The sequence below is a fragment of the Synechocystis sp. PCC 7509 genome (genome assembly GCF_000332075.2).
GTDB lineage: Bacteria > Cyanobacteriota > Cyanobacteriia > Cyanobacteriales > Chroococcidiopsidaceae > Aliterella.
The window spans coordinates 2806175-2832629 of the sequence record NZ_ALVU02000001.1; the positions used below are offsets into that span (position 1 = coordinate 2806175).

At 40.9% G+C, this 26455-nt stretch carries 20 protein-coding genes; 15 read left to right on the top strand and 5 right to left on the bottom strand.

Annotated elements, in window-relative coordinates; all coding sequences use genetic code 11:
* Positions 1-8: 8 nt before the first annotated feature.
* The 14 genes from SYN7509_RS27685 to SYN7509_RS0214090 all read left to right on the top strand — a co-directional run bounded on the left by SYN7509_RS27685 (position 9) and on the right by SYN7509_RS0214090 (position 17573).
* A complete protein-coding gene (locus SYN7509_RS27685; RefSeq protein ID WP_009633333.1) occupies positions 9-740 on the top strand; it encodes a TylF/MycF/NovP-related O-methyltransferase in 732 nt (243 codons plus the stop codon).
* The gene (locus tag SYN7509_RS0214030; RefSeq protein ID WP_009633334.1) at positions 737-1564 is read left to right on the top strand and encodes a class I SAM-dependent methyltransferase; all 828 of its coding nucleotides are present in this window, start codon (positions 737-739) and stop codon (positions 1562-1564) included. Before SYN7509_RS27685 ends, SYN7509_RS0214030 begins: the two co-directional genes overlap by 4 nt.
* Positions 1561-2805 carry a glycosyltransferase family 4 protein gene (locus SYN7509_RS0214035; protein ID WP_009633335.1) on the top strand — a complete coding sequence of 415 codons (1245 nt, stop codon included), beginning with the start codon at positions 1561-1563 and terminating at the stop codon, positions 2803-2805. The genes SYN7509_RS0214030 and SYN7509_RS0214035 overlap by 4 nt, the downstream gene beginning before the upstream one ends.
* 5 nt (positions 2806-2810) lie before the next feature.
* Entirely contained in the window at positions 2811-3701 is an 891-nt protein-coding gene (locus tag SYN7509_RS25955; RefSeq protein ID WP_009633336.1) for a glycosyltransferase family 2 protein, read from the top strand.
* Between the two features lies 1 nt (position 3702).
* On the top strand, positions 3703-4623 hold the full coding sequence (locus SYN7509_RS0214045; protein WP_009633337.1) for a glycosyltransferase family 2 protein: 921 nt from the start codon (positions 3703-3705) through the stop codon (positions 4621-4623).
* 8 nt (positions 4624-4631) lie between these two features.
* A complete protein-coding gene (locus SYN7509_RS25960) occupies positions 4632-5426 on the top strand; it encodes a WecB/TagA/CpsF family glycosyltransferase (protein WP_009633338.1) in 795 nt (264 codons plus the stop codon).
* Between the two features lie 139 nt (positions 5427-5565).
* On the top strand, positions 5566-7005 hold the full coding sequence (locus SYN7509_RS0214055; protein WP_009633339.1) for a sugar transferase: 1440 nt from the start codon (positions 5566-5568) through the stop codon (positions 7003-7005).
* Positions 7006-7013: 8 nt separating this feature from the next.
* Complete coding sequence (locus tag SYN7509_RS0214060) at positions 7014-9560, top strand: O-antigen ligase family protein (RefSeq protein ID WP_009633340.1); 2547 nt, start codon at positions 7014-7016, stop codon at positions 9558-9560.
* Positions 9561-9675: 115 nt separating this feature from the next.
* A complete protein-coding gene (fbp, locus tag SYN7509_RS0214065) occupies positions 9676-10743 on the top strand; it encodes a class 1 fructose-bisphosphatase (RefSeq protein WP_009633341.1) in 1068 nt (355 codons plus the stop codon).
* A gap of 42 nt (positions 10744-10785) precedes the next feature.
* Complete coding sequence (gene tal / locus SYN7509_RS0214070) at positions 10786-11928, top strand: transaldolase (RefSeq protein ID WP_009633342.1); 1143 nt, start codon at positions 10786-10788, stop codon at positions 11926-11928.
* 64 nt (positions 11929-11992) lie between these two features.
* Positions 11993-13522 carry a glucose-6-phosphate dehydrogenase gene (gene zwf / locus SYN7509_RS0214075; RefSeq protein ID WP_009633343.1) on the top strand — a complete coding sequence of 510 codons (1530 nt, stop codon included), beginning with the start codon at positions 11993-11995 and terminating at the stop codon, positions 13520-13522.
* Between the two features lie 106 nt (positions 13523-13628).
* Positions 13629-15008, top strand: a complete 1380-nt coding sequence (gene opcA / locus SYN7509_RS0214080; RefSeq protein ID WP_009633344.1) for a glucose-6-phosphate dehydrogenase assembly protein OpcA — start codon at positions 13629-13631, stop codon at positions 15006-15008.
* 18 nt (positions 15009-15026) lie between these two features.
* Positions 15027-16370 (top strand): cobyrinate a,c-diamide synthase, encoded by a 1344-nt coding sequence (locus tag SYN7509_RS0214085; RefSeq protein ID WP_009633345.1) that lies wholly within the window; start codon positions 15027-15029, stop codon positions 16368-16370.
* 198 nt (positions 16371-16568) lie between these two features.
* Positions 16569-17573, top strand: coding sequence for a GGDEF domain-containing protein (locus SYN7509_RS0214090; protein WP_009633346.1), 1005 nt, complete (start codon positions 16569-16571; stop codon positions 17571-17573).
* Between the two features lie 64 nt (positions 17574-17637).
* Here the strand turns inward: SYN7509_RS0214090 and SYN7509_RS0214095 are convergent, their stop codons facing one another.
* Positions 17638-19719, bottom strand: coding sequence for a serine/threonine-protein kinase (locus SYN7509_RS0214095; protein ID WP_009633347.1), 2082 nt, complete (start codon positions 19717-19719; stop codon positions 17638-17640).
* A 31-nt stretch (positions 19720-19750) separates the two neighbouring features.
* Positions 19751-21295 carry a serine/threonine-protein kinase gene (locus SYN7509_RS0214100; RefSeq protein ID WP_009633348.1) on the bottom strand — a complete coding sequence of 515 codons (1545 nt, stop codon included), beginning with the start codon at positions 21293-21295 and terminating at the stop codon, positions 19751-19753.
* A 217-nt stretch (positions 21296-21512) separates the two neighbouring features.
* On the opposite strand from SYN7509_RS0214100, the gene SYN7509_RS0214105 reads away from it, so the two are divergent.
* Positions 21513-22601: a glycosyltransferase family 2 protein gene (locus SYN7509_RS0214105; RefSeq protein WP_009633349.1), complete on the top strand. Its 1089-nt coding sequence runs from the start codon at positions 21513-21515 to the stop codon at positions 22599-22601.
* Between the two features lie 121 nt (positions 22602-22722).
* Here SYN7509_RS0214105 and SYN7509_RS0214110 read toward each other — a convergent pair whose 3' ends face one another.
* The 3 genes from SYN7509_RS0214110 to nirB are packed head-to-tail and all read right to left on the bottom strand — an operon-like array spanning position 22723 to position 26255.
* Entirely contained in the window at positions 22723-23292 is a 570-nt protein-coding gene (locus SYN7509_RS0214110) for a Uma2 family endonuclease (protein ID WP_009633350.1), read from the bottom strand.
* Positions 23293-23337: 45 nt separating this feature from the next.
* Positions 23338-23685 carry a nitrite reductase small subunit NirD gene (gene nirD / locus SYN7509_RS0214115; protein ID WP_009633351.1) on the bottom strand — a complete coding sequence of 116 codons (348 nt, stop codon included), beginning with the start codon at positions 23683-23685 and terminating at the stop codon, positions 23338-23340.
* 32 nt (positions 23686-23717) lie between these two features.
* Complete coding sequence (gene nirB / locus SYN7509_RS0214120) at positions 23718-26255, bottom strand: nitrite reductase large subunit NirB (RefSeq protein ID WP_009633352.1); 2538 nt, start codon at positions 26253-26255, stop codon at positions 23718-23720.
* Positions 26256-26455: the final 200 nt, after the last annotated feature.

Genomic DNA, 26455 nt, shown 5'->3' on the forward strand with positions numbered 1-26455 from the left:
ATTAATTGATGTTTAAATTCATATTAGAAAAAGTAAAGATTTTTTATTTTAATGCAAAATGCAATATTTTATTGCGTAACCGTCAAGACGTTTTGATGGTAGTTAAAAAAGTTATTAAAGGGCATTTAACTTATTTAGATATTAATGCGCTTTATGATATTGTTCAGACAGTTTTTGCTATTGAACAAAAGAACCTAAATGGAATATTAGTTGAAACTGGCTGCGCTCTAGGTGGCTCGGCAATAGTGATAGCAAGTGCTAAAAACAAAGAGAGAAATTTGCTAATTTATGATGTGTTTGATAGGATTCCTCCTCCCTCAGAAAAGGATAGCCAAGATATTCACGATCGTTATGAAATAATTGCTAGTGGACAATCTAAGGGACTTGGAGAAAATCTTTATTATGGTTATGAAAACGATCTTTATCATAAGGTGTTGCAAGCACTTAGTAAATTTAGAGTTGAGGCTAATGAAAATAATATTCAGCTTATAAAAGGATTGTATCAAGATACTCTTAAAATTGATTCTCCAGTAGCTTTTGCACACATTGATTGTGATTGGTATGATTCGGTGCTAACTTGTTTGCAACAAATTGAGCCGCATTTAGTTAGTGGTGGAGTATTAATAATTGATGATTACTATACGTGGTCAGGCTGTAAAAAAGCAGTAGATGAATATTTTTTTAATAAAAACAACTATAAGTTTATTAATAAAACCCGTTTGCATATTATCAAACAATGAAGCTTTTAAATATTGGCTGTGGCTCGGTTTTTCATCATTCATGGAGCAATATTGATGTATTATCATCCTCGCCAGAGGTGCAAACTTATGATATTAAAAAAGGTTTGCCTTACGCCGATAGTTACTTCAATGCTTGTTATAGTTCACATCTGTTAGAGCATTTGACTCAAACTGAAGCTGAAAAGTTTTTGCTGGAATGTTGGCGTATTTTGCAGCCTCAAGCTGTTATTAGAATAGTAGTGCCTGATTTAGAAGCTATAGTTATTAATTACCTTGAAGTATTAGAAAAAAGCCAGACTGATAAGAGTGAAGAAGCAAACTATAAATGGATAATATTAGAGCTTTACGATCAAGCAGTACGATCATTTAGTGGTGGCGAAATGGGTCATTATCTAAGTAACAATAATATTGAGAACAAAGAATTTATAGTTGCTCGTATTGGTCAAGAAGCTGAAAAATATTGGTGGCAGCAGGAAAATAATATTAAGACTTCTATTTGGGAGAAAATTAAATCTAAAAAACCTGAGTGGTTTTTTAAAACTTTTAGAATTGGGGTAGCTAAAGTTTTAGTTAAATTAGTTGCAGGTCAAGAAGCAAAACAAGCTTTTGAAGAAGGTTTATTTCGTAATACAGGAGAAATTCATCGTTGGATGTACGATCGCTTCTCTCTAAAATGTATGCTTGAACAATCTGGATTTGTAGATGTGAAAGTTTGTCGCTCTGATGAGAGTCAGATCCCCAACTTTAATAGCTATGGCTTAGATATGGTTGATAATAAAATCCGCAAGCCAGATTCTTTATTTATGGAAGCAATCAAACCATGAAAACTTTAATTCTTAGTACCTCCGATATTGGTGGCGCAGGACGTGCGGCTTATAGACTGCATCAGGGATTGCGGGGAAAAGGGATTGAGTCTCAAATGCTTGTGCAAGATAAATTTGGCGATGATACAACAGTAATTGAGCCAAGTAATAAGGTAAACAAAGGAATTGCTAAACTAAAGCCAACTCTAGATAAAATACCTTTGCAATTTTATCAGCAGCGCGATCGCACAACTTATTCTGTACAATGGTTTCCAGATAAAATTGCTACCCAAGTTGCCCAATTTAATCCAGATATCGTCAATTTACATTGGATAAATGAAGGTTTTGTTCAAATAGAAACTCTAGCTAAATTAAATAAGCCTATAGTTTGGACATTGCATGATATGTGGGCATTTACAGGCGGATGTCATTACAATCAAGAGTGCGATCGCTTTACTAAGTCCTGTGGTGAGTGTCCTCAATTGCATAGTCATAAAAATTGGGATTTGTCGCGCTGGATTTGGCAGCGTAAAGCTAAAGCTTGGCAGAATTTGAAGTTCACAATTGTTACTCCGAGCCACTGGTTAGCTAAGGAAACTATTTCTAGTTCTCTGTTTCAAAATCAACAAGTAACAGTTATTCCTAATGGTGTCGATACGCAAATTTATAAGCCAATTGATAAAAAATTTGCCCGACAAATACTTAACTTACCTGAAGATAAGCAGCTAATTTTGTTTGGAGCAATGAATGCTACTAGCGATGTACGCAAAGGGTTTTATTTATTACAACTAGCTTTAAAAAACTTACGTCAATCTAGTTATGTAGATCAATTTGAATTAGTAGTTTTTGGAGCATCTGCGCCAGTAAATGAAGTTGATTTGAGTTTTAAAACTCATTACTTAGGGAGATTAAACGATGATATTTCCCTCTCGCTTGTCTACTCCTCTAGTGATGTTTTTGTTGCACCTTCATTACAAGACAACTTACCGAATACAGTCATGGAATCCTTAGCTTGTGGAACACCTTGTATTGCGTTTAATATTGGTGGTATGCCAGAGATGATCGAACATCAAAAAAATGGTTATTTAGCCCAACCTTTTGATACAGAAGATTTAGCAAAAGGCATTGTTTGGGTTGTAGAAAATAGAGAACGATATCAAAAATTAGCTGCTAGAGCGCGGGAAAAAGTACAGCAAGAATTTACTTTAGACTTACAAGCAAAACGCTATTTGTCTTTATTTAATGAAATTACGAAGATTTGATTACTATGCTTGACAAAGAACCTGTGTATGTAATTATTCCCGTTCATAATCGTAAAAGTATCACACTTAGTTGCTTAGATAACTTAAAAAAATCTGGTGATTTAGAGCGTTATTATCTAATAGTTGTAGATGATGGTTCAACCGACGGTACTACTGAAGCAATCAAAGATTTATACCCAAAAGTAATAATTTTACCCGGAGATGGTAATTTGTGGTGGACTGGCGCAATTAAAAAAGGAATGGAATATGCTTTTGACAAAGGAGCAGAATTTATTGTTTGGTTAAATGATGATTGTCAATTTTCTGAAGGTGCGATCGCTAAATTGGTCAATTGTAGTCAAAATAATCAAGGTGCGATCGCAGGTTGTCAGGGTTTTGAATTGAATCAGCCTACCCAACTTGCTTTTGGGGGAAAAATTAAAACTTGGAAAGGATACAAATTTATAAATGCTCCCTCTGGTGCAATTGTACCGTGCGACCTTTTGAGTGGTAACTTAGTTTGTATTCCTCGCGCTGTTATTACCCAAATTGGTTATCCTACTCCTGATGTTACGCCGCATTATGGTGGTGATTCTTTATATTTAATTAGGGCAAAACAAGCAGAATTTAGCCTTTTAGTTGATGCTAGAAGTACAGTTTTTAATCATCCAGGAGAACCAAGACTTTATCCTACTTCTTGGTTATTAACGGAAGGAGAACCCTTAAAAATAATTAAATTGGTATTTGTACCGCAGTCAGGTTTAAGTTGGCGTGTTTGGTGGAATTTAAACTACCAAGCTTATTCTTATTGGGGTATCTTCATGTTTTTAAAAAAATACTTATTTATTTTAGCAATTACAATAATTAGATTTTTACCAATCTCCTTTAGAATGAGTTTATTTAAAAAGACAACATAAAATGCTGAATAATAATACTATTAGTATAGTTATCACTTGTTTTAATGAAGGTTTACTAATCTCCGATGCTGTAACTAGCATTTTAGAACAATCATTATTGCCTTTAGAAATTATTATTGTTAACGACGCATCCAAAAATGAATTGACAATTAGCACTTGCAAAGAGCTTGAGCAGAATTCGTTAATTAAGGTTATTTGGCGCAGCCTTAACGGAGGTACAGCCGCCGCGAGAAACGATGGATTTCAAGCAGCAAAGGGAGAAATATTAGTGCCTCTTGATGCTGATGATGTTCTACCTAAAGATGCTTTGAAACTGATCTCTACATCCTTTGCAGCACACCCAGAAGCAGGGTTTGTTTATGGTGATTATATCAGGCAAGATAAACCCGATAGTCACTTAAAAATAAAAATGAAGCTCGTTTCACTAGCAACAATGCTAAGTAGTAAAAAGTTTTCCTTTAGCTCTCAATGGACATTAATCGGAACTACACCCTTAAAGCGAAGTTTATGGGAATCTATTGGTGGTTACGATCCTGATTTTGGCAATCAAGACTTACATGATGTAGAATTTTGGCTCAGAGCGCTGGCGACTAATTGCAGTTACTACTATATTCCAGAAAATATTTATACTTGGCGCAAATATTTGGGTAGTAATAGTCGTCGCGTTACTCTACTTTCTTGGGATCGAATAGTCAAAAAACACTTTGATATATATTGCCAATTAGGGCTAGAATATCGTGCTTATGAGTTACTATTGCTAAGTAGTAAGTGGTTGAATAACAAGGAAGAAGTAAAGCTATACACAAAAAGAATAATTGGCTGTGTCAGACAAGGAAAGTATCAACTATCGACTTTAATTGCCTTGGCGATTCCAACTTGGCTTTTACAATTTCTTGCTCAACGTGCTAGTTTGAGACGCTAAATAAGAATATGGATAGTCACAATATACCTACAAAATCTGTTCTTATTCTAGGTGTTGGCGTTCATGCAACAAGCTATAAAGATACTTGCGATCGCATTATCATTTGGGCTAGAAATAAAACTTCTTGCTACATTGTGGCGGCAAATGTTCATGTAGTGATGACAGCTTACTGGCAACCACGCTATCAACAAATTATCAATAAAGCAGAAGTCGTAACACCCGACGGAATGCCCTTAGTGTGGGCGTTAAGGCTACTGGGAGTCTCTGGACAGACGCGAGTGTATGGGCCGGATTTGATGTTGGCATTGTGCGAAAAAGCCGCTAATGGGGGGATTCCGATTTACCTATACGGCGGTACGGAGGCGGTGCTTATTAAATTACAAACCAATTTATTACAACGTTTTCCTAGTTTGGAGATTTCTGGCGTTCATTCTCCTCCTTTTCGAGCTTTGACACCAGAAGAAGAAACTTTTGATATTAACCGCATTCATGCTTCCGGTGCGGCGATTGTATTTGTAGGTTTAGGTTGTCCAAAACAAGAAGAATGGATGACAAGACAACAAGGAAAATTACAAGCTGTAATGGTGGGAGTAGGTGCAGCCTTTAGCTTTCATAGTGGCGACGTTTCCCAGTCTCCGCGCTGGATGATGAATTTGGGTTTAGAGTGGCTTTACCGCTTTGCTACCGAACCTGGGAGGTTGTGGCGACGATATTTAGTCAATAATCCAGCTTTTGTAGTTTTGTTTGGACTGCAACTGTGCAAACATCTTTTTTCTGCCAAAAAATCGGGTGTTGCTGATTGAACCTATGAATTTTGGCAAGGAGACGTTGCATTGCAACGGCTCTAATATTGGATTTGCAAAACAGTTTATTTCTAAGTCAGATTTTCTAAGCTTTTGGGGAATACTAAGGTAGTCGCTCCCAATAGTCAGCCATGCAGTTATGAATAAACTATGTAGTAAGCCGCGCTACAAAAATGATATTCGCGCCCCCGGTAAGTTTCAACTACAGCAAATATTTAACAGCTTTGCTTACCAAGTAATGGCATTGTTATTAAGCGATTTACTGGCGCTGGCTTTGGCGTGGCGATTTGCAGAACATTGGAATAAATTGTACTCTCCAGTTCCGCCTCAACTAGCTTGGTGGGAATGGCTGGGGTTGCCTAGTTTATTTTGGCTATTTGCAGCTTGTACATTTTTACTATTTGCTTACCGAGGGCTTTATAGCTTCTCTACCCAACAGAAAAACTATATCCTTTCTGGTCAATTGGTGAGCGTAGTTTACCTAATGTCTTTGGTGCTTTGCTACTTCTACGATCCTAAATTAGATCCACCGCGATCGCTCTTTTTTACGGCTTGGTTTAGTAGTATCTTTTTAGTAATTGGTTTGCGGCTAGTTACAACCTTGATTTTGCGGCAATTTGATAGGTATCATCCGCCAGTTTCTGTATTTTTGATTGCTAATGGCGATCGCCTTCCCATTTTGGGTAAAGTATTACAAAGGCGATCGCAATATATTGTAGTAGGGGCAGCTCTTGCTTGTACTGCCAATGCTACAACTACTATTGAAAAAATCAAAGCATCCCAAGCACGAGAGGTATTAGTTGAAAACTTACCGCCAACGGAGTTAGCTTCTACTTTATATTGGCAATTGCGGCGGCTAGGAATTACTATGCGTTTGATTCCCTCTAGCTTGGAAATGCTGCATCGGCGTGGAGTTCCTGAAGTTTTTGCCGGATTACCAACGTTACTATTAGAGTTTCCCTTAATTAGCGGTTGGGATTACAGGTTTAAGCGGTTGTTAGATATTTTTGGGGCGTTATTGGGCTTGATTATATTATCGCCGATATTTATTGCTAGTGCGATCGCTATCAAACTTTCTTCCCCTGGTTCTATCTTCTTTTGTCAAGAACGAATGGGTTTGCATGGCAAAGTATTTCAAGTCTGGAAGTTTCGCACTATGGTAGCTAATGCTGTTACTTTGCAACAAACTTTAGAACAAAATAATGAAGTAAATGACGGTGTGATGTTCAAAATCAAAAACGACCCGCGAATTACTTTTGTTGGTCGTTTTCTAAGACGCACTAGCATTGATGAATTACCACAATTAGTTAATGTTTTATTAGGGCAAATGAGCTTAGTCGGCCCGCGCCCTTTACCTTTACGAGACGTGGAACGTTTTGCAACTTGGCATCATATTCGCCATCAAGTTTTGCCTGGTATTACTGGACTTTGGCAAGTTTCGGGGCGTTCTAATATTAATGATTTTGCTGATGCTGTACGTTTGGATCTTTATTACATTGATAATTGGTCGTTTAACTTAGATTTAGATATTTTAGTCGATACTGTAAGAATTGTTCTGTTTGGCAAAGGTGCTTATTAGAGGTAGTTATGAAAGATGAAATGCGCCTTGATAGTCAAAATTCTGAAGGTAAAATAATTGGGTTATTAGTAGCGGTTTTTTATGGCATACTTACACTTTTACCTGATAGCAATACTCAATTTGTAACTTGGTCTTGGGTTTTCTTATGGCAAGCAGGTTTGATGATACCTTGCTTTTGGCTATTGTGGCAGTTATGGCAACAAAAAACAATTCAATTATTAGGTAATAAATTAGACTGGATTGTGGGGGTTTTAGCTATTATATTAATAGTTTCCGCAGCGATCGCAAATTATCCAAATCAAGCCCGATGGTATAGTTGGGCAGCTTTAGGTTTTTTGGCGGCTTTATACGCTGTTAATAATTGGCTAGGGCAATCATCAGGACGCTATTACAAATTATTAGTATTACAAGGTTATTTAAACTTAGCATTTATTATTATTAGTCTGCTTTTATGGTTCAGCCAAATAGTATCACCTGAATTAAACCGTTTAAGTGAAATTAACCAACAATATAACATCAGTTTGCCCTTTGATTTTTCGATAATTGAGTTACGAAATGGCTTTCCAATTGGACATCAAAATTATGTTGCTGGCTATTTAGTTTTAGTAATTCCTTTACTAATTGCTCTAAGTATGATTCAAACTGGTTGGCGACGCTTAACGTGGATAAGCGGCGTAATTTTAGGTTTAATCGATTTGTACTCTACCAGTTCTAGGGGTGGATGGCTGGGGTTAGTTGTGGTTGTTTCTATTAGTTTTATTGTTTTAATAATACATAGTAGATTACCGCGACTTTGGCTTGCTTTAGGTGGTGCGGTAATATTAGCTATACTGACGCTTTTGGTATTAGCAAACAATCGTTTAAATACTTTAATCACAGCAATATTTACTGGTTCAAGTAGTGGAGAATTTGCTTACCGAATAATTACAGCAACTACAGGCTGGAAAATAGGGACTAGCAATCTAATTTTTGGCGCAGCGCCGGGAAGCATACCCTTACTATATCAACAATATCGTCCTTCTTGGGCGGGACGAGAAGCAGAACTTGCTTATCAATTACATAGCACTCCGGCGCAACTTTGGGCGGAATTAGGATTAAGTGGAATTGTAATATTATTATGTGCGATCGCACTTTTATTTTATCTTGGTTGGAAATGGCTTCGCGCCTCCAATTCCTCAAATACCGAGCAAATTTTTGTTTATAGTATCTATGCTGGTTTAACTGCTTACGGCATAAATAGTCTCACAGATTATCAACTAGATAATGTTTGTATTAGCGGCACAATTATAATTTATATTGCCATATTAGCTACAATTTTTCGTTCAAGTTTAGTCAAAGAGCAATTATTAATTCAACCTCAAGTAGCTTACGGATTGACTTTAGGCGGATTGGGAATACTTGTAGCAATAATAGTTTGGTCATTTCCCATTCATGCTGCTTGGAATTCTTCTAGTATTGGATTTTTGGCTTTAAGTTCCCAAACAAATAATCAAACTCCTGAAAAAAGAGCGCAATTAGTAACAGAATTTACCCAGCAACTAACTAAAGCAAATCAACTAGCGCCTTGGGAATCTTATTACCCCTATCAACTAGGCTGGAATTTGGGCGATATGGGCTTACAAACTAGCAACCCCCAAGAAAGACAAAAATTAATTACTTCGGGAATTGATTGGTTTAATAAAGGCATAGAAGTTTCCCCAAATCAAGAATTTGGACATACAAATTTAGCTTGGTTGTTGATGGCTAAAGGCGATGTATCAACAGCTACAAAAGAATTTGCACGTTCCACTCAATTAATGAGTGCAAAGCGGGGTGTATTTTATGGATTGGGTTTAAGCTTATTAGCCCAAGGAAAAACCGATTTAGGCATTGAAGCTATTACTTTAGAAGCCTTGCGCGATCCAATTATTATTACTAGCCCAATTTGGCAATCACCACAGTTAAAACCAGTTTACGATCGCGTTCTTAGCAACCTAACAGTAAAATATGCCACCTTACTTCAAAAACCTTCCTCATTAAACAGTTACTTGCGTTATTGCTTAGGTGGATTGCATTGGTGGCAAGGCAATTATCAAGCATCTCGCGCTGATTGGGAAGCTTCCAAAGCAGTTTTAGGTTTGCAAGTATTAGATTTAGCCGAAGGTAAACCAATATTAGCAAACCAAGCAGCAAATAAAGTAATCGCCGCTTGGCTAGATCCACCCAACAGACAAACATTATTACAATCGGCTCTAATTACTGCTAGTTCTACTATTCCATCACCGCAATTAGTTCAACAATTAGCTGCTAGTATGGATGCTTCTACAACCTTCGAGCAGTGGCTAAAACAAAAAGCTCCAACTCAACAATATCGCCGCAGTCGTGCGGGTTTTGGAGTGATTAGCCGTCACAATGACGGCCCATCGCCAGTAGATTTTTTGCCCGTGGTTGAAAACGGAGTAGTAGCGAATTTATTTACTGAACTATTCCCCTCAACCGTATACGAACCCCAACTAGACAAAGCATTGCAGCCTTGGCGGGATACGTTACTAAAAAATATTTCTGTAAATCCTTAAATTTAGATAATTTGTCTAACTCCAGATTCCATCTTTAAAATAGAAATCAGAAACATAATAACGCCTACGCAAGTTCCGTAAATAAGCAAAGCGATCGCACTTGGAGAACAAAATAATGGCTGACGTGCAACAACTACAAGAGGATGGGTACGCCTTAGATCGCGACTGTACAACCTTATCGCGTCACGTATTAGAGCAACTGCAAAGTTTTGGCGCAGATGCTCAAGACCTTAGTGCTTTAATGAATCGGATAGCTTTAGCTGGAAAGCTAATTGCTCGTCGTCTCAGTCGCGCGGGACTAATGGAAGGGGTACTCGGATTTACTGGAGAAACCAACGTCCAAGGAGAATCTGTAAAAAAAATGGATGTTTACTCCAACGATGTATTTATCTCCGTATTCAAGCAGAGCGGGCTTGTATGTCGCCTAGCATCGGAGGAAATGGAGAAACCCTACTATATCCCGGAGAACTGCCCAATCGGTCGTTATACCCTTTTGTATGACCCTATAGACGGTTCTTCCAACACCGATATCAATCTAACTTTGGGTTCAATTTTTGCAATTCGGCAACAAGTCGGTACAGATAGTGACGGTACAGCCCAAGACTTGCTTCAAGATGGACATAAGCAAATTGCCGCCGGGTACATCTTGTACGGGCCAAGTACGATGTTAGTTTATTCTATTGGCAAAGGAGTTCATTCTTTTACCCTCGATCCCAGCCTAGGGGAGTTTATTCTTACTGAAGAAAACATTACAATTCCAAGTCATGGTGCTATTTATAGTGTCAATGAGGGAAATTTTTGGCAGTGGGATGAATCTTTTAGAGAATATATCCGCTACGTCCATCGCACGGAAGGCTATACCGCTCGTTATGGTGGCGCTATGGTAGGAGATATTCATCGAATTTTGGTACAAGGGGGTGTATTTCTCTATCCTGGTACAGAGCAAAAACCTGAAGGTAAGTTGCGATTGTTATACGAGTCTGCACCGTTAGCTTTTTTAATTGAGCAAGCTGGAGGGAGAGCAAGTACAGGGATTCAAGAAATTATGGATGTAGTACCCGAAAAATTACATCAACGCACGCCTTTGATTATTGGCAGCAAAGACGATGTAGCTTTGGTAGAGTCGTTTATTGAAAAACAAACTCAGCACCAAATGCGCGAAAGATCCCGCATACCTCAGTAAAACGTGACGCTAGAATTACAAAAACCAACTTAGGAATTAATTATGGCAACCAATCATTTATTAGAGATCAAGCAATTCGGTCAAAGTATCTGGATGGACAATTTGAGCCGCGACTTGGTAAAGTCCGGGGAACTCAAAGATATGGTAGAAAATAAAGGAATTTGTGGGATAACTTCCAATCCAGCTATTTTTGAAAAAGCGATCGCCGGAAATGTTATCTACGATGCAGACATCGAAGCTGGGATCAAAGCTAAGTTACCAACTTACAAAATTTATGAGCAGCTAGTATTTGACGATATCCGCAACGCCTGCGATATTTTGCACCCCGTTTATGATTCCTCGGAGAAATTAGACGGTTATGTAAGCATTGAAGTACCGCCAACTATTGCCCACGATACCGAAGCGACAATTAAAGAAGCCAAACGCTACTATGCAGAGCTTGGACGGGAAAATGTGATGATCAAAATCCCCGGTACAAGTTCGGGATTACCCGCCGTAGAGGAAGTTATCGCTGAGGGGATCAATGTCAACGTTACTTTGCTGTTTTCTGTAGAAAGCTACATCGAAACCTTTTGGGCTTACATTCGGGGTTTAGAAAAACGCGCCGCCGAAGGGAAAGATATTAGTAATATTGCCTCTGTTGCTAGTTTCTTCTTGAGCCGGATTGATAGCAATATTGATGCCAAAATTGACGCAAAACTCAAAGGCGTTGATGATGCTAATTTGAAAGAGAAGCTGACCGCCGTTAAAGGTAAAGTGGCGATCGCTAATGCTAAAGTTGCCTACCAAGAGTACAAAAAGATTATTAGTAGCGATCGTTGGAAAGCATTATCAGCTAAAGGCGCAAAAGTACAGCGCTTACTATGGGCAAGTACCAGCACCAAAGACCCCAGCTACAGCGATGTCATGTATGTAGATGAATTAGTCGGACCCGACACCGTTAATACCTTACCTCCAAATACTATCGAAGCTTGCGCCGATCATTGCGACGTTGATAGTCGAGTAGAAACTAAAGTTGATGAAGCTTATCAGCTAATTGAAAGCCTCAAAGATCCCGATATCAATATTGACATCGACAAAGTAATGGAAGAATTGCTCGTTGATGGGATTGATAAATTTGTCAAACCGTTTGAATCGTTGATGAGTTCTTTAGAAGATAAAGTTAGCAACTTATCACCCGTGTAAACAACCGAGGGAAGGAAAAAAACCTTCCCTTACCTTCCTTTGTCCCTTCATCACTCAAACAAATATGATTAAGTTGCTAGAAAATCCTTTGCGCGTAGGGTTGAAGCAAGAAAAACTACCCGAACCGCAAATAATCGTAATTTTTGGCGCTTCAGGAGATTTAACTCAACGCAAATTAGTTCCCGCCCTTTACAAACTACGTCAACAAAGACGTATCTATCCAGAAACTACCATTGTTGGCGTGGCGCGTCGAGATTGGAGCGATCAATATTTCCGCGACAAAATGCGCGAAGGAGTCGAACAATTTTCTGACGGTGTTGGCTCAGAAGATTTATGGCAAGATTTTTCTCAAGGACTATTTTACTGTTCTGGAGACATTGACAACCCGGAAAGTTATCAAAAACTTAAAAAACTCCTCAGCGAACTAGACGAGAAACGCTCCACCAAGGGAAACCGAATGTTTTATCTTTCGGTGTCGCCAAACTTCTTTCCCGAAGCAATTTCTCAACTGGGAAAAGCCGAAATGCTGGCAGATCCGGTTAAGACGCGCTTATTAATTGAAAAACCCTTTGGACGCGATTTGAGTTCGGCGCGAGTTCTCAACCGAGTAGTGCAGCAAACTTGCAGAGAAGAACAAGTTTATCGCATCGACCACTATTTAGGTAAAGAAACCGTCCAAAACTTGCTCGTATTTCGCTTTGCTAATGCAATTTTTGAGCCGTTGTGGAATCGCCAATTTGTCGATCACGTCCAAATTACCGTCGCTGAAACCGTCGGCGTAGAAGATCGGGCGGGATATTATGAAAGTTCTGGCGCATTGCGAGATATGCTGCAAAACCACTTAATGCAACTATTTTGTTTGACAGCAATGGAGCCACCAAACTCCCTAGATGCGGATAGTTTGAGAACAGAAAAAGTAAAAGTAATTCAAGCTGCTCGTTTAGCTGACGTAGAGAACTTACAAAAATCTGCTGTACGCGGTCAATATAGTGCTGGCTGGATGAAAGGTAAAAAGGTAGCTGGCTATCGTCAAGAACCAGGAGTAGATCCAAATTCTACTACACCTACTTTTGTAGCGATGAAGTTTTTGGTTGATAACTGGCGCTGGCAAGGCGTACCCTTTTATTTGCGTACAGGTAAGCGGTTGCCGAAAAAAGTTTCAGAAATATCAATCCACTTTCGGGAAGTTCCCCATTTAATCTTTCAATCGGCGGCGCAACAAGTAAATGCAAATATACTAGCAATGCGGATTCAACCTAACGAAGGTATTTCTTTGCGGTTTGAAGTAAAAATGCCAGGTACATTAGTTAGTACGCGATCGGTAGATATGGATTTTAGCTATGGTTCTTTTGGTATCCAAGCAACAGGGGATGCTTACGATCGCTTGTTAATGGATTGTATGATGGGAGATCAAAGTTTATTTACTAGAGCCGATGAAGTAGAAGCCGCTTGGCAACTGGTTACGCCAGCAATGACTGTTTGGGATTCCCCCAGCGATCCCGCTCAAGTGCCTCAATACGAAGCGGGAACTTGGGAACCAGCCGAAGCTGAACTACTAATCAATCAAGATGGTCGCCGTTGGCGCAGACTTTAAAAAATTGCCCTAGAAAACTTCGTAATAATTATAGTTTTACCATCGTAAAACTTGGCTAATACTCAATTTTTTTCAAGCTTTCCTACTCCTAACGCAGCAAATATATATGTCTACAAAATCTGCTCCTATTGTTTCCTTACAACCGCCTAAAGATGTTTCTTTAAGCGATATTGAAGCGGAATTGAGTCAAATTTGGCAAAGCTACGGGATGGCGGGGGACAATGCTGGAATTCCTCCCGCTACACGCGCAACTACTTTTAGCTTAATTGTTTACGAACCGGAAGAAACTCAACAATTATTAGCAGCTTTGGGCGTATATAGAGGACCCATTGATGGCATTCCTGGCCCGCAAACCGAGGCAGCACTAAGGGAAATCCAGAAAAAATATGGATTGTCGATAACGGGAACTGGAACCCCCGAAACTTTGCAAAAATTGCGCGAAGAAGTAGCTAAACGCGGTGGTAATGAAGATACCAATGACGGCTCAAAGGGTTCAATTGACCTAGCTTACAGCCTCAGCAATCAAAATCCTACCATTGCCGATGCGATCGCCCTGCGTAATCCTTGTCGCATTGTGGCACTATGTCCGATGGCTGGAGAAGATGAAGGGGTAAAAGTTCAAGTATCAGCTTATTGCCCTTTGCAAAAGCAAGCAACAAATACCTTAATTTGCTGCGAATACATTACCCTCAAAGGTACAGCCACCGCCTTAGAAAGAGTTGGGGGTTTAGTCTCTGCTTTATTAATTGGCGACTTGCCTAAGTTTTTGTGGTGGAAAGCAACGCCCGATCCCAATAATGAGTTATTTAAGCGTCTAGCCGAAGCTTGTAATTCAGTAATTTTTGACTCTAGCAACTTTACCGAAACCGAGGCTAATTTAGTCAGGTTGCAAGCATTACTCAAAGCGGGTACACCCCTTGCCGATCTCAACTGGCGGCGCTTATCGGCTTGGCAAGAATTGACGGCGGAAGCTTTCGATCCCCCAGAGCGTCGCCTAGCCTTAAGAGAAGTCGATCGCGTTACCATTGACTACGAAAAAGGCAACCCCGCTCAAGCTTTGATGTATTTAGGCTGGTTAGCAAGTCGGTTAAACTGGCATCCTACAGGGTTACAAGAAGAAAGCGGAGATTACGATCTCAAGCGCATTCATTTTGTTGCTGACGATCAGCGCCTGGTAGAAGCGGAGATTGCTGGAGTCCCAATTACCGATGCGGGGCAAATTCCAGGGGATTTGATGGCTTTGCGCTTGACTTCAACAAACATAGAAGCTGATTGTTGTACGGTACTGTGTTCGGAAACTAGCGGTTGTATGCGGATGGAATCGGGCGGCGGCGCTCAATCTTGTCGGTTTCAGCAAGTATCTTCTTTAGCTGACCAAAAAGCCGAACTTTTACTTAGCGAGCAGTTGCAACGCTGGGGTAGCGATCCTCTGTACGAGGAGAGTTTGGCGATCGCGGCGGAAATTTTGGCCCTGGGTAAGTATTAGGGTAGCGACTTCTAAATTATGGTCGTAATTGCTGGAGAACGCAGTGGGGTAGGGAAAACAACTGTAACCCTCGCCCTACTGTCTTTTTTGTGTCGCCAGGGTCATCGGGTACAGTCTTTTAAGGTTGGGCCAGATTACATCGATCCGATGTTTCATCAGCACGTTACCGGGCGCTTTTGTCGCAACTTAGATCCGGTACTTACTTCTATTGATTACCTTCAACAGTGTTTCGCCTTTCATACTCAACAGGTAGATTACGCCTTGGTTGAGGGGGTAATGGGCTTATTTGATGGCGCAAGTGGAGACTTTTTTGCTAGTACCGCTCATGTCGCTTTATCGCTCAATTTACCTGTTGTATTAGTTATTGATTGCAGCCGTTTGTCGGGAAGTGTCGCCGCGATCGCACATGGTTATCGATCTCTAGATCCGCGATTGCAAATAGCTGGAGTTGTGTTAAATCGGGTGGGTAGCGATCGCCACTTGCAACTACTTCAAGACGCGTTGCAGCCTCTAGACTTGCCCGTTGTGGGAGTTTTAAGACGGCAAGACGATATAACTATTCCCGATCGCCATTTAGGTTTAATTCCTACAGGTGAAATCAACAAAATTGATCGCATTATTGAGCGGTTGGCGACTATTGGCGAAACTTGTTTTGATTGGGAGAAATTATTACCTCTAGTACGAGCGCCACGTATTGCGCCTCTCCCCATTGCACCCCGGATTGCGCCCCTCCCCATTGCACCCCGGATTGCGATCGCCCGCGATCGCGCTTTTAATTTTTACTATCAAGACAATTTAGATATTCTGGTACAACTAGGGGCAGAATTAGTTTTTTGGAGTCCGCTTACTGAATGCGTACCCAATAATGTTCAAGGATTATATTTTGGCGGTGGTTTTCCTGAAGTTTTTGCCGCCGAATTAGCTGCAAATCGCCCAGGTTTAGAGTCGGTTAAGCAAGCAATAAGCGCAAAAATGCCTACTTATGCTGAGTGTGGCGGGTTAATGTATTTGTGCGATCGCCTTGTAGATTTTGAACAGACTGCCCACAACATGGTAGGAGTTATCCCCGCAACGGCAATTATGGGAAAACGCTTAACTTTAGGTTATCGCCACGCCACAGCCTTGCAAGCTACGCCTTTAGTCACTCCTGGCTCGGTAGTATGGGGACACGAATTTCATCGTTCTAGTTTGTCGGTAGAGCCACTAGAGCCATTGTTTCAAGCGCGAGGCTACGAGGCTTTATCACCGATTTTTACCGAAGGATGGCGATCGCCCGATCTCCATGCTTCCTACATTCATACCCATTTTGGCAGTAATTTAGACTTGCCTAAAAGATTTATCGAGCGCTGCATCCAAGGATAACAAAACTTTTTAGCAAATTTTCCGAAATTTCCTCAGTGCGAGTTGTATCTATTATCAAGCTTTGTAAGAGATAAATCCCTAGTTTAAGTAGGCGCTCTAGTAGCCAAAATTCCAATAGCTATAACTTTTGCTATCAGACGTATTAGGTAAGCTGTATCGGGGTATTGTTACTAATTTTTTTTAATTGAGCAACAAACAATGAATACTTCAATACTGGTTGTAGGTAGTTACGAATTTTACCAAGCATTGCCAAAGCAAATTCGTCAACAAACAAGTTTTAGTGTAGAAATCGCCACCAGTGTAGATGAAGCTTCATCGTGGGCGCAAATTCGCCCGCCAGATATTTTATTAGTGCAAGCAAGTGTACATAACAGTGAAAAATTTTGCCAGTGGAGCAAAGCTCAACCGAGCTTAACTTATTCTTACTGCGTATTGGTAGAAGATCGTTTTGAAGCGGATCTTTTAAACTGCACTGGGGAAATTGAACAAACCGCCGCCATGCTAGAAAATATTGCTGATGCTTATGTACACTTTTTTTGGTTAAAAAGCAACGAAGCCCAACAAATAGTAAACAATCGGCTGCTTTTAGCCCATATTCAAGTAGGACAACGCCATTGCCAGAAGTACAAAGAATTAATTGACAAAAACAATACTCTATCGACGATCGCTTTAGCCGATCCTTTGACACAATTAAGTAATCGTCGGGCAATGGAACGAGATTTACCAGCACAGATTTTAGAAAGCCGTACCAACACCAACCCTTTAAGTTTACTAATTTTAGATGTAGACCGTTTCAAAATAATTAATGATACCTACGGTCATTTAGTTGGTGATCGCGTTTTACAGTTGCTCAGTTATCGGTTAAAGCACAACTTGCGATCGCAAGATTTGCTATTTCGCTACGGCGGAGAAGAATTTGTAATTGTCTTGAACAATACCGATTGCCAACAAGCTCTATTTATCGCCAATCGTTTGCGTCGTCTAATCGAAGAGCAAGTTTTTACTTTAGACTCCGCACTCAACTTAAATATAACTATCAGTATTGGATCGGCTTGTTTGCAAAGCCTAGACGATCGAGGGGGAATCACCTTACTTACTCGCGCCGATCGCTGCTTGTTGAGTGCCAAAGTTGCCGGACGCAACTGTGTTATGGGTTGTACAGAACAATTGTGCGAACCTAAAAAATTGGCGATCGCCCGATAAGGCTTTCTAAAGAGCGTTTGGTAGCTCGTTGGTTGCTAAACGAAAAATCTTAACTAAATATCAACTACTGGCTAGGTGAGGTTTCTGTAGGTGTAGGTGTAGGTGGTGTTTCCGGCACACTTGGCTCAATTATTGGCTCCGGGGCTTTATCTTCTACACTCAAATTAAGCTGATAATCCATCGGTGCAGAAGCGTTTGTTACTACTACTATTTCGTAGTAACCATCTTCAGGTAAAGTTTCTGACCAAGCACGAATTGCTGAGTCTTCTAATAATACGGTTTTACCTGTAGGAGAATAAACAGAAATTAAAACTTGAGCCTCTGCTTGCAAATCAATTTGCATCAATTGCCCAAGAGCTAATTGAGCCACAAAAACCTTCCCTTCACCGGGGTTGAGGCTGCCACTTAATTGAACGCTGGTAGAGCCAGGAGCAAAAGCTATTTTTTCGTAAGCTGTACCAGCAATAATATTACTAGCTTTGTCTTGGGCGATCGCATTCCAAATTTGCCCAATTGGTTGATTTGCAAAATTTTTGCCTTTTTGGTCGGGAAATAAACCAAAAAAAGTAGCGTCAGTAAGATCGTACAACGAGCGACTGCCTACAAAGACTTGATTAATTGCTTGCACCGCGCGATCGCGATCGGCTTTAGTATAACTCCCCAATTTTTGCCGCGATGTCACGCTAATTGTTTCTAGTTTAGTTAGCAGTTGGTCAGCGATTTTGTACCATTGAACTCGGTTTTGAGAGTCGGCTGGTTCGTTCGTCAGCTTGCGCCCTTGCGAAGAAGTTGGGTATTTTGCCCAAAATAGCTGATTTATGACGTTAAAGTAATAGTTTTCATCAATGCCTAAATTCTGCCTTCTAGCAATTAAAGCATTGGCGATCGCGCTTTCGGCGGCGGATAATTGGGGTGATGGGGATGGGGTTGGTGTAATTGACGGGCTAATACTAGCTACTGGTGGGGGCGTTTCGATTATTGGTGATGGGGATACATTAGTAGACTGCAACAAGCTACCGACTCCCCAAAAAGTCGCACTTGCTAAACCAAATAACATTAAAAATCCGAGGATAGTTTTGCCAATCGGAAATCCGGCATCATCAGGAGCGCTACTAGATATTGGTGCTTGATAAGTATTAATTACCGACGCACCCGTATAAACTGGGGCAACAGCTAAAGTATGTTCAGGGGTAGAATTTAATGCTTGCCAAACTTCGCGCGCAGTTTGGTAGCGATCGCTCATTTTTGGCTGCAACATTTTATTTAATATAGTAGCTAAGGTGTTGCTTACATTTACCTCTTGTTCCCACTGCCAAGACAACGTGCGCGGATCTATCAAAGATTGGGGTTCAATTCCTGTTAGCAATACCAAAGCTGTCACTGCTAAAGCATACAAATCGCTGTGAGGGTAAACTGTACCCGTCCGCATTTGCTCGTTAGGGGCGTAGCCTACTTTACCTAATAATGTTGCTGGCGGTGCGGCTTTTCCGGCTTCTGACTGGGCCAATTGCGATACAGTAGCGACGATTTGCTTGACTCCACCAAAATCTATTAGCACCGGGCGCGAATCAGAATCTCGCAATATTAAATTATCCGGGGAAATATCCCGATGAATTACACCTCTTGAGTGGATGTACTCTAAAACTGGCAAAATATCTAGCAATAATTGCGTTACTTCCGCTTCCAGCAATCGCGGTGGTTGACGGGAGTGCAGCAAGGAAAATAAGTTTTTGCCTTCTACATAATCTTGAACTAAAAATAAGTAGTCTTTGGCTTCCACATTGACGCGGAACAATTCGCGGAAACGGGGAATTTGGGGGTGTTGCAGTTGATAAAGTACCCCAGCTTCACGGGCAAATAGTTCTTCAGCTTTTTGTAAAACTGCGCTAGTTTGGACTTGGGGAGCAAATTCTTTCAATACGCAGTATTCATTAAATCGATTGACATCTGCCGCTAAATAAGTTCGCCCAAAACCTCCCTGTCCTAATTGCCGAATAATTCGATAGCGATTGCCTAAAATTAGTCCTGAATATATACCTTGGGGTGCGGTTGCTGACAGCATTTGTTCGCCACAATGAAGGCAAAAGCGACTTCCTGATGGGTTTTCATGTCCTTTGGTGCAATATTGAGGAGTTGTGGGCGGCATTGGCAGTCAAGAAAACATCACTAATTTTTTATTATCGCTTTTCTAATTTGCTAACTTGATCAAAAGCGATCGCTTCCCAAATTTGACCATAAGTATAGGGATTAAGTTTCTTGCCTCGCCTTTGGGGAAACCATTGATAAAACTGGCGATCGATTTCTGGCTTTAACCGATGGCGGGTACTTTTACTATAAGTGCCAAGTTTTAGCCGCGCAGAGGGCGATAGACTATCTAATTTATTGAGCAAATCGTCTGCAATATTATACCAATCTGTCCTTAAGTCTGCGTCTTGGGGGGCAGGCTTCAAGCTTCTTCTATTTAACTGCGGATGTTTCTGATAAAAAGCCTCGTTGACAGTGGTATTAAAAAACCTAGAAGTAATTTTAAGGGCTTGGCGACGACGGACTAAGTTAGCAACTTGAGCGTCTGTAACCGTTGTAGTAGGAGTAACAACAGGTATTAAAGACTTTAAAGAACTTAGTAAAGGTAGAACATTTATAACTATTAACACTAATAAACCTGTGCCTGCTACTTTCAAAAACAGGGGTTTTAGCCAACCAAAACTTGGAGTAGCAACAAGCACTTGAGTATTTCCTTGAGGCTGGCTAGGAATTGGTGGTAAGGTTTTTCGCCCGATGACATTAACTGTAGCGATCGCCGATATATTACTTATTTCTGGTAAATTATTGGGTAACTTCAAAGCTTTGGCTACATCTAACGCACATTTGTAGCGATCGCTCGGTTTGTAAGCAAGCATTTTTTTTAAAACTTTTTCTAACTTGGCACTAACTTTAATTTCTTTCCCCCAGCGCCAAGTTCCCTTGTAGCTATCGTATAGTTCATCAGGTTCTTTACCTGTAACTAATACTAGCGCCGTCACCGCCAACGCATACAAATCGCTACTAGGCAATACTTCCCCCGATCTTAATTGTTCTTCCGGGGCGTAGCCTTGCTTGCCCAACTTAGTTAAAACCTGTCCGTTTTGGTTCAAACTAGCGGTGACTAATTGCTTGACACCGCCAAAATCAATTAAAACTGGAGTGCGATCGCTCTTGCGTAAAATTAGATTATCCGGAGAGATATCGCGGTGAATTGTCCCTTGGGAGTGAATGTAAGTTAATACTGGCAGTAATTGACTAATTAATTTAGTAATTTCTTCTTCACTCAAAGGCTTAGGTAAATCGCTGTAAGTTGTGCCTTCAATGTAATTTTGGGCCAAAAACAAGCCCGTTGCCCCCTTGCCCAAGTCGGCGGTAAAAAACTCCCGAAATGCTGGTAACTGACCGTGTGAGAGCTTATAGAGGGCGCTGGCTTCCCGTTCAAACAACATCTTAGCTTTTTCTAACTGACTACTTGCTTGTTCTTGGGGGGCAAATTGTTTGAGTACGCAGCGCTCGTTAAAACGATGCAAATCTTCGGCTAAATAAGTCCGTCCAAAGCCACCATGTCCGAGGTGTTGAACGATGCGATAACGGCTGGCGAGAGTATACCCAGCAAGCAGCCACAAAACTTCGCCGCAACTGGTACAAAAGCCGCTTCCTGACGGGTTTATATGGTTTTTGGTGCAATATAAGGGCATAGGTTAAAGAGATTAATTAACCAACAAGGGCGATCGCGCTGAAAGCTAACGTTATCCTATCAAGCGACAACGGTTAATTACCAAATTAGCAGCCTCACCTGATACTGAGCCAAAAGGAGGTGTTTATAAAATTAATATCGAAGTGATATGATATTGGGTCTAAGCAAACACAGGTAGATAAACAGGAGCTTGACGCTACTGTAGTTAACCCTTCCCCATGTCCTTCCCCCTACAAGACGACTACTGGGTTCAAGTTCGCGACTTTTTGAAAGCGCTTGTTCAGCCATTGGACGCTATTCTTGCTCCCAATGAGTTTATGGAGTTTTTTCCTGGGAACTACTCCTATAATGTCACCTATCGGCTGCGATCGTCGCATTTTGAGTATGTCTTGTTTCATAAGGCAATGCTGGCAGAGATTGAACCCCCCTTTGGGTTAGAGGTACTGCGGACATTTCAACCGATTTTTGCCAATGAGGTGTTTGTAGTATTTGCTAAACAGCTGCCAGAAACTCTGCCACCTTTGCCGGGGGTGCATTTGCAGCCACTGTTGGATCAATTTGTTGCCGTCGCGACACAGCAGCGAGGACTGGTAAAGCGCCCTCAATATGCGGTAACGATGACTACCTACAATCGACCGGAGTGTTTGAGGCGATCTCTCCCTCAAGTTTTGAAACTGGGTGCGCCAGTGTTAATTGTAGATGATGCCTCTAAGCCAGAAAACGCTGCCGAAAATCAACGGCTTGCAGATTTCCACCAAGTACCCCTAATCCGCATACCCCAAAACCGGGGGCTGCCTAATGCAATGAATGTGGGGATTAGCTACTGGCTAGCCGATCCTGAGATTGACTGGATTTCCTATTTTCAAGATGACGTAGATGTGCATCCCGACCTATTCCACATTCTAGAAACCATTCAAGATGCCACCGAGCGACCGATCCTCACCGGGCGTGATGCCGCCGAACACCCCACTTTTGCAACAGGCAACCTGGCTGGGCATAACGTATTATTTAAACGCTCCATGCCGGGTCCTCACCTCCATGCCCACCGTGATTATTGGACAGGAGTAATACCCATACCCACTCCTTACCTCGGTGCGCCTAAACCTGATGGTGGCAAACCAGGACAGGGCGCAGATGAAGACTGGTGGATTACGTCATGGTCGCCTCAGTCTATTGCAAAGCAGGGTAAGTATGGGGTCTGTGTGCCAGGGTTGGTAAGATGTTTCCAACTTACAGAGGAAGGTTCGACTTGGAACAACCTCGGCGTGCGGCGAGAGGACGAGCCACCCATCGTAGAACCCCACTAACTGATGAATTGCTGGCTTGGTACAATGCTGGGATGCAGCATCCATATTGATAAAATAGAAATTTTGTGTAAGGCAATAGCTTTAATTGTATATGGCAGTTTGCCGTATATGAAACCCTTTTCTACTCAAAAAACCGCCCCACAGAACAAGTAAAATCAGGCAACAAGGGCGAAATTAATTCATCCTCATTTGTTAGGGTTGCTACTAACACTAAGGCGGCATTTTCTCGGCGATAAATCTCCACTGTTTCCAACCGCCAGTCTGCAATCCAATACTCCTGTACTCCTCTTAAAGAATAGAGTTTGAGTTTAATTTCCCTGTCTCTACGCTCTTGTTCTGCACCAGGAGATAATACTTCTACTACTAATTCTGGTGCGCCTGTCAAATGTCCCACCTCATCTAGCAAAACTTCTAATCGTTCTTTACTTGCCCAAGCTACATCGGGAATTACGTTGTCAGCATCTGTAAATATGATGCCAGGATTAATAGTAGCTCGCCCTAAACCTTTAGCTCTTGACCAATTTTGTAACTCTGTGTAAATATTGCCACAAGTTTCTTGGTGCATCCAGTGTGGCGATTTAGTCACAAACAATTCTCCGTCAACAATTTCGTAGCGCGTACCATCGTTATTGGCTAAGAGGTCTATGTCTGCTGTAGTCCAGCGCACTCTATCGGTTGTAGTCTGGCTCATGGCGAAACTCCTGATCCTGGCATTCTATCTTCTAGGATAATGCAGTTAGCTTGTTGCTATTTGTACTCTATCCTCTACAACTCTCGCTGCATAGGTAGCTATGCTAACCGTTTCATCGTCTAAGCATTGTCCGGTTGCGAGGTTAAAGTTTTGCTTGTAGATTGGGGATGCTACTTTAGTTATGCCATTGCGATCGCCTACAATTCCTCTAGATAGCACAAACGCTTTGCTAAATGGATCGTAGTTACTTAGCGCGTACACATCGTTACTATCTCCCACTCTAAAAATTGCTACTTGTTCGCCGCTAACTAATGCACAGACCCCGGTATTTGGGGCGATGTCTGCAATTGAACAAATATCAACCCATTTGGTTTTGGGTAAAGCTTGAACCATTTTTATGTCTCCTCTAATTTTTCCTAACAATACTACGAGATTTGAGCTGTTAGTTTCTCCGACTCGTAAGCAGGGCGTTTTTGTTCTCTTTCTTCTACATAAACTAAGCTTGGATCTGGTGTGTCGGAATTAACAAAATGGCGGAATCTCTTGAGTTTTTCGGGATCTTCGATAGTAGCTTTCCACTCGCATTCGTAGGTATTTACTAAATGCTGCATTTCTTCTTCTAATTCGGCGGCGATTCCCAATGAGTCGTGAATCACTACTTGCTTAAGATAGTCAATTCCACCTTCTAGCTTGTTAAACCAAGTTGCAGTTCTTTCTAATCTATTGGCGGTACGAATATAGAACATTAAGAAGCGATCTAAATACTTAATCAAGGTTTCTCTTTCTATATCTTCAGCGAGTAAAAGTGCGTGTTGTGGCTTCATTCCGCCGTTACCACAGACGTACAAATTCCAACCTTTTTCGGTGGCGATGATGCCAAAATCTTTACTTTGAGCTTCTGCACACTCCCGCGTACAGCCAGATACAGCCGATTTTAGCTTGTGGGGCGATCGCAATCCACGATAACGTAATTCTAAATCAATTGCTAGTGTTGTAGAATCTTGTACGCCAAATCTACACCAAGTGCTACCTACACAGGATTTGATTGTTCTTAATGCTTTACCATAAGCGTGTCCCGATTCAAAACCAGCCTCAATTAATTTGCGCCAAATATGCGGTAATTGATCAACTCTTGCGCCTAATAAATCAATTCTTTGTCCCCCAGTAATTTTGGTATAAAGCCCATATTCTTTTGCTACTTCTCCTAAGACAATTAGTTTGTCTGGAGTCAATTCGCCGCCAGGTACTCTAGGAATTACTGAATAAGTACCATCTTTTTGAATGTTTGCTAAAAATGCGTCGTTGGTATCTTGCAAACCTAAATGAGGTTGATTTAAAATGTAGTCATTCCAGGTTGAGGCGAGAATTGAAGCGATCGCAGGCTTACAAATTTCACAACCTTTACCTTGTCCGTGCTTTTCTAGCAATTTGTCAAAAGTAATAATTTTGTGAGTGCGGACTAAATGGTAAATTTCTTGTCTAGAATAAGCAAAGTGTTCGCAGAGATAATTTTTTACTTCTATCCCGGCTTTTTTCATTTCGTACTTAAGTAAATCTGTTACTAATGGTACGCAACCGCCGCAACCAGTACCTGCTTTAGTACACTTTTTGACGCTACCTATATCAGTAAAGTCGTTTTCTTGAATAGCGCTACAAATTTGACCTTTACTAACATTATTACAAGAGCAAATCTGCGCTGTATCTGGTAAGTTTTCAACCCCCATTGCGGTTGTTGCTTTACCTTCGCGGGGTGGTAATAATAAATCTTCTGGGTGGGGTGGTAAAGCGATATTATTTTGCACAAATTGCAGCAAAGTACCATAATTCGCCGCATCGCCTACTAAAATTCCGCCTAGCAAACGGCTTCCATCAGAACTAACAACGAGTTTTTTATAAACTCCGGTAACTGTATCTGTAATTGCAATCTCTTTCGCATCGGAGGTTTTAGCAAAAGCATCGCCAAAACTAGCTACATCTACTCCTAAAAGTTTCAACTTTGTAGACATATCAGCGCCTTCAAAGGTGCTATTCGGAATATTGCTGATTACTTTAGCCGCTACACTTGCCATTGTATATCCGGGCGCAACTAAACCATATATTCTATTTTGATAAAGGGCGCATTCACCGATCGCATAGATGTCAGCATCGGAAGTTTGACAATACTCGTTAATTACAATACCACCGCGATCGCCCACTTTGATGCCGCACTCTCTAGCAATTTCGTCGCGGGGGCGAATCCCTGCCGAAAATACTATCATATCTGTCTGTAATTCCAAACCATCAGCAAAGGTCATTTTGGTAACTTTACCGTCAATGCTGACAATTTCTGTAGTGGATTTGTTGATGTGGACGCTAACACCTAATTCTTCTATTTTATTGCGAAGAACATTACCGCCAACATCATCTATTTGCATGGGCATTAATCGCGGTGCAAACTCCACTACATGAGTTTTTAAACCCATGTTTTTCAGCGCGTTAGCACATTCTAAGCCTAATAAACCGCCGCCAATTACTACCCCTGTTTGGCAATTTTTGGCATACGCAGACATGGCTTCTAAGTCTTCAATCGTGCGATAGACAAAAGTCCCATCAGTATCTTTTCCTTTAATTGGCGGTACAAAAGGATAAGAACCTGTAGCTAATACTAATTTGTCGTAACTAATTGCTAAACCGTTAGCACTATGAACTATTTTTTGTTGACGATCGATCTCTATTATGCGATCGCCTATATGAATGTTAATATTATTTGCTTGATATAAGCCGGGTGTAACTAAAGTTAAGTCTGCGGCGGTTTTACCAGAAAAATAACCGCTTAAATTAACGCGATCGTAGGCTACGCGGGGTTCTTCGCAGAATGTTATGATATTCCAAGAATCCTTTGCCCCATTAGCAATAATTTCCTCTAGAAACTTATGCCCTACCATGCCATTTCCAACTACAACAAGGTTCTTTTTGGCTATCATTGATTTTGTTTGTATTGACTTTTTCTTATCCTAATAAGACATTTAGAATAATTCCCTAATTAATTTGTATCAAAGACAACACAAAACCCTAATTGATGCAGAAGTTGAGATTTGTTAATTCGTTTTCTGCATTTTACCGATTTTTAAGAGTCTTCTAATTAGCATCTAATAGATTTTTTAAAATCACAATACATAAGTTC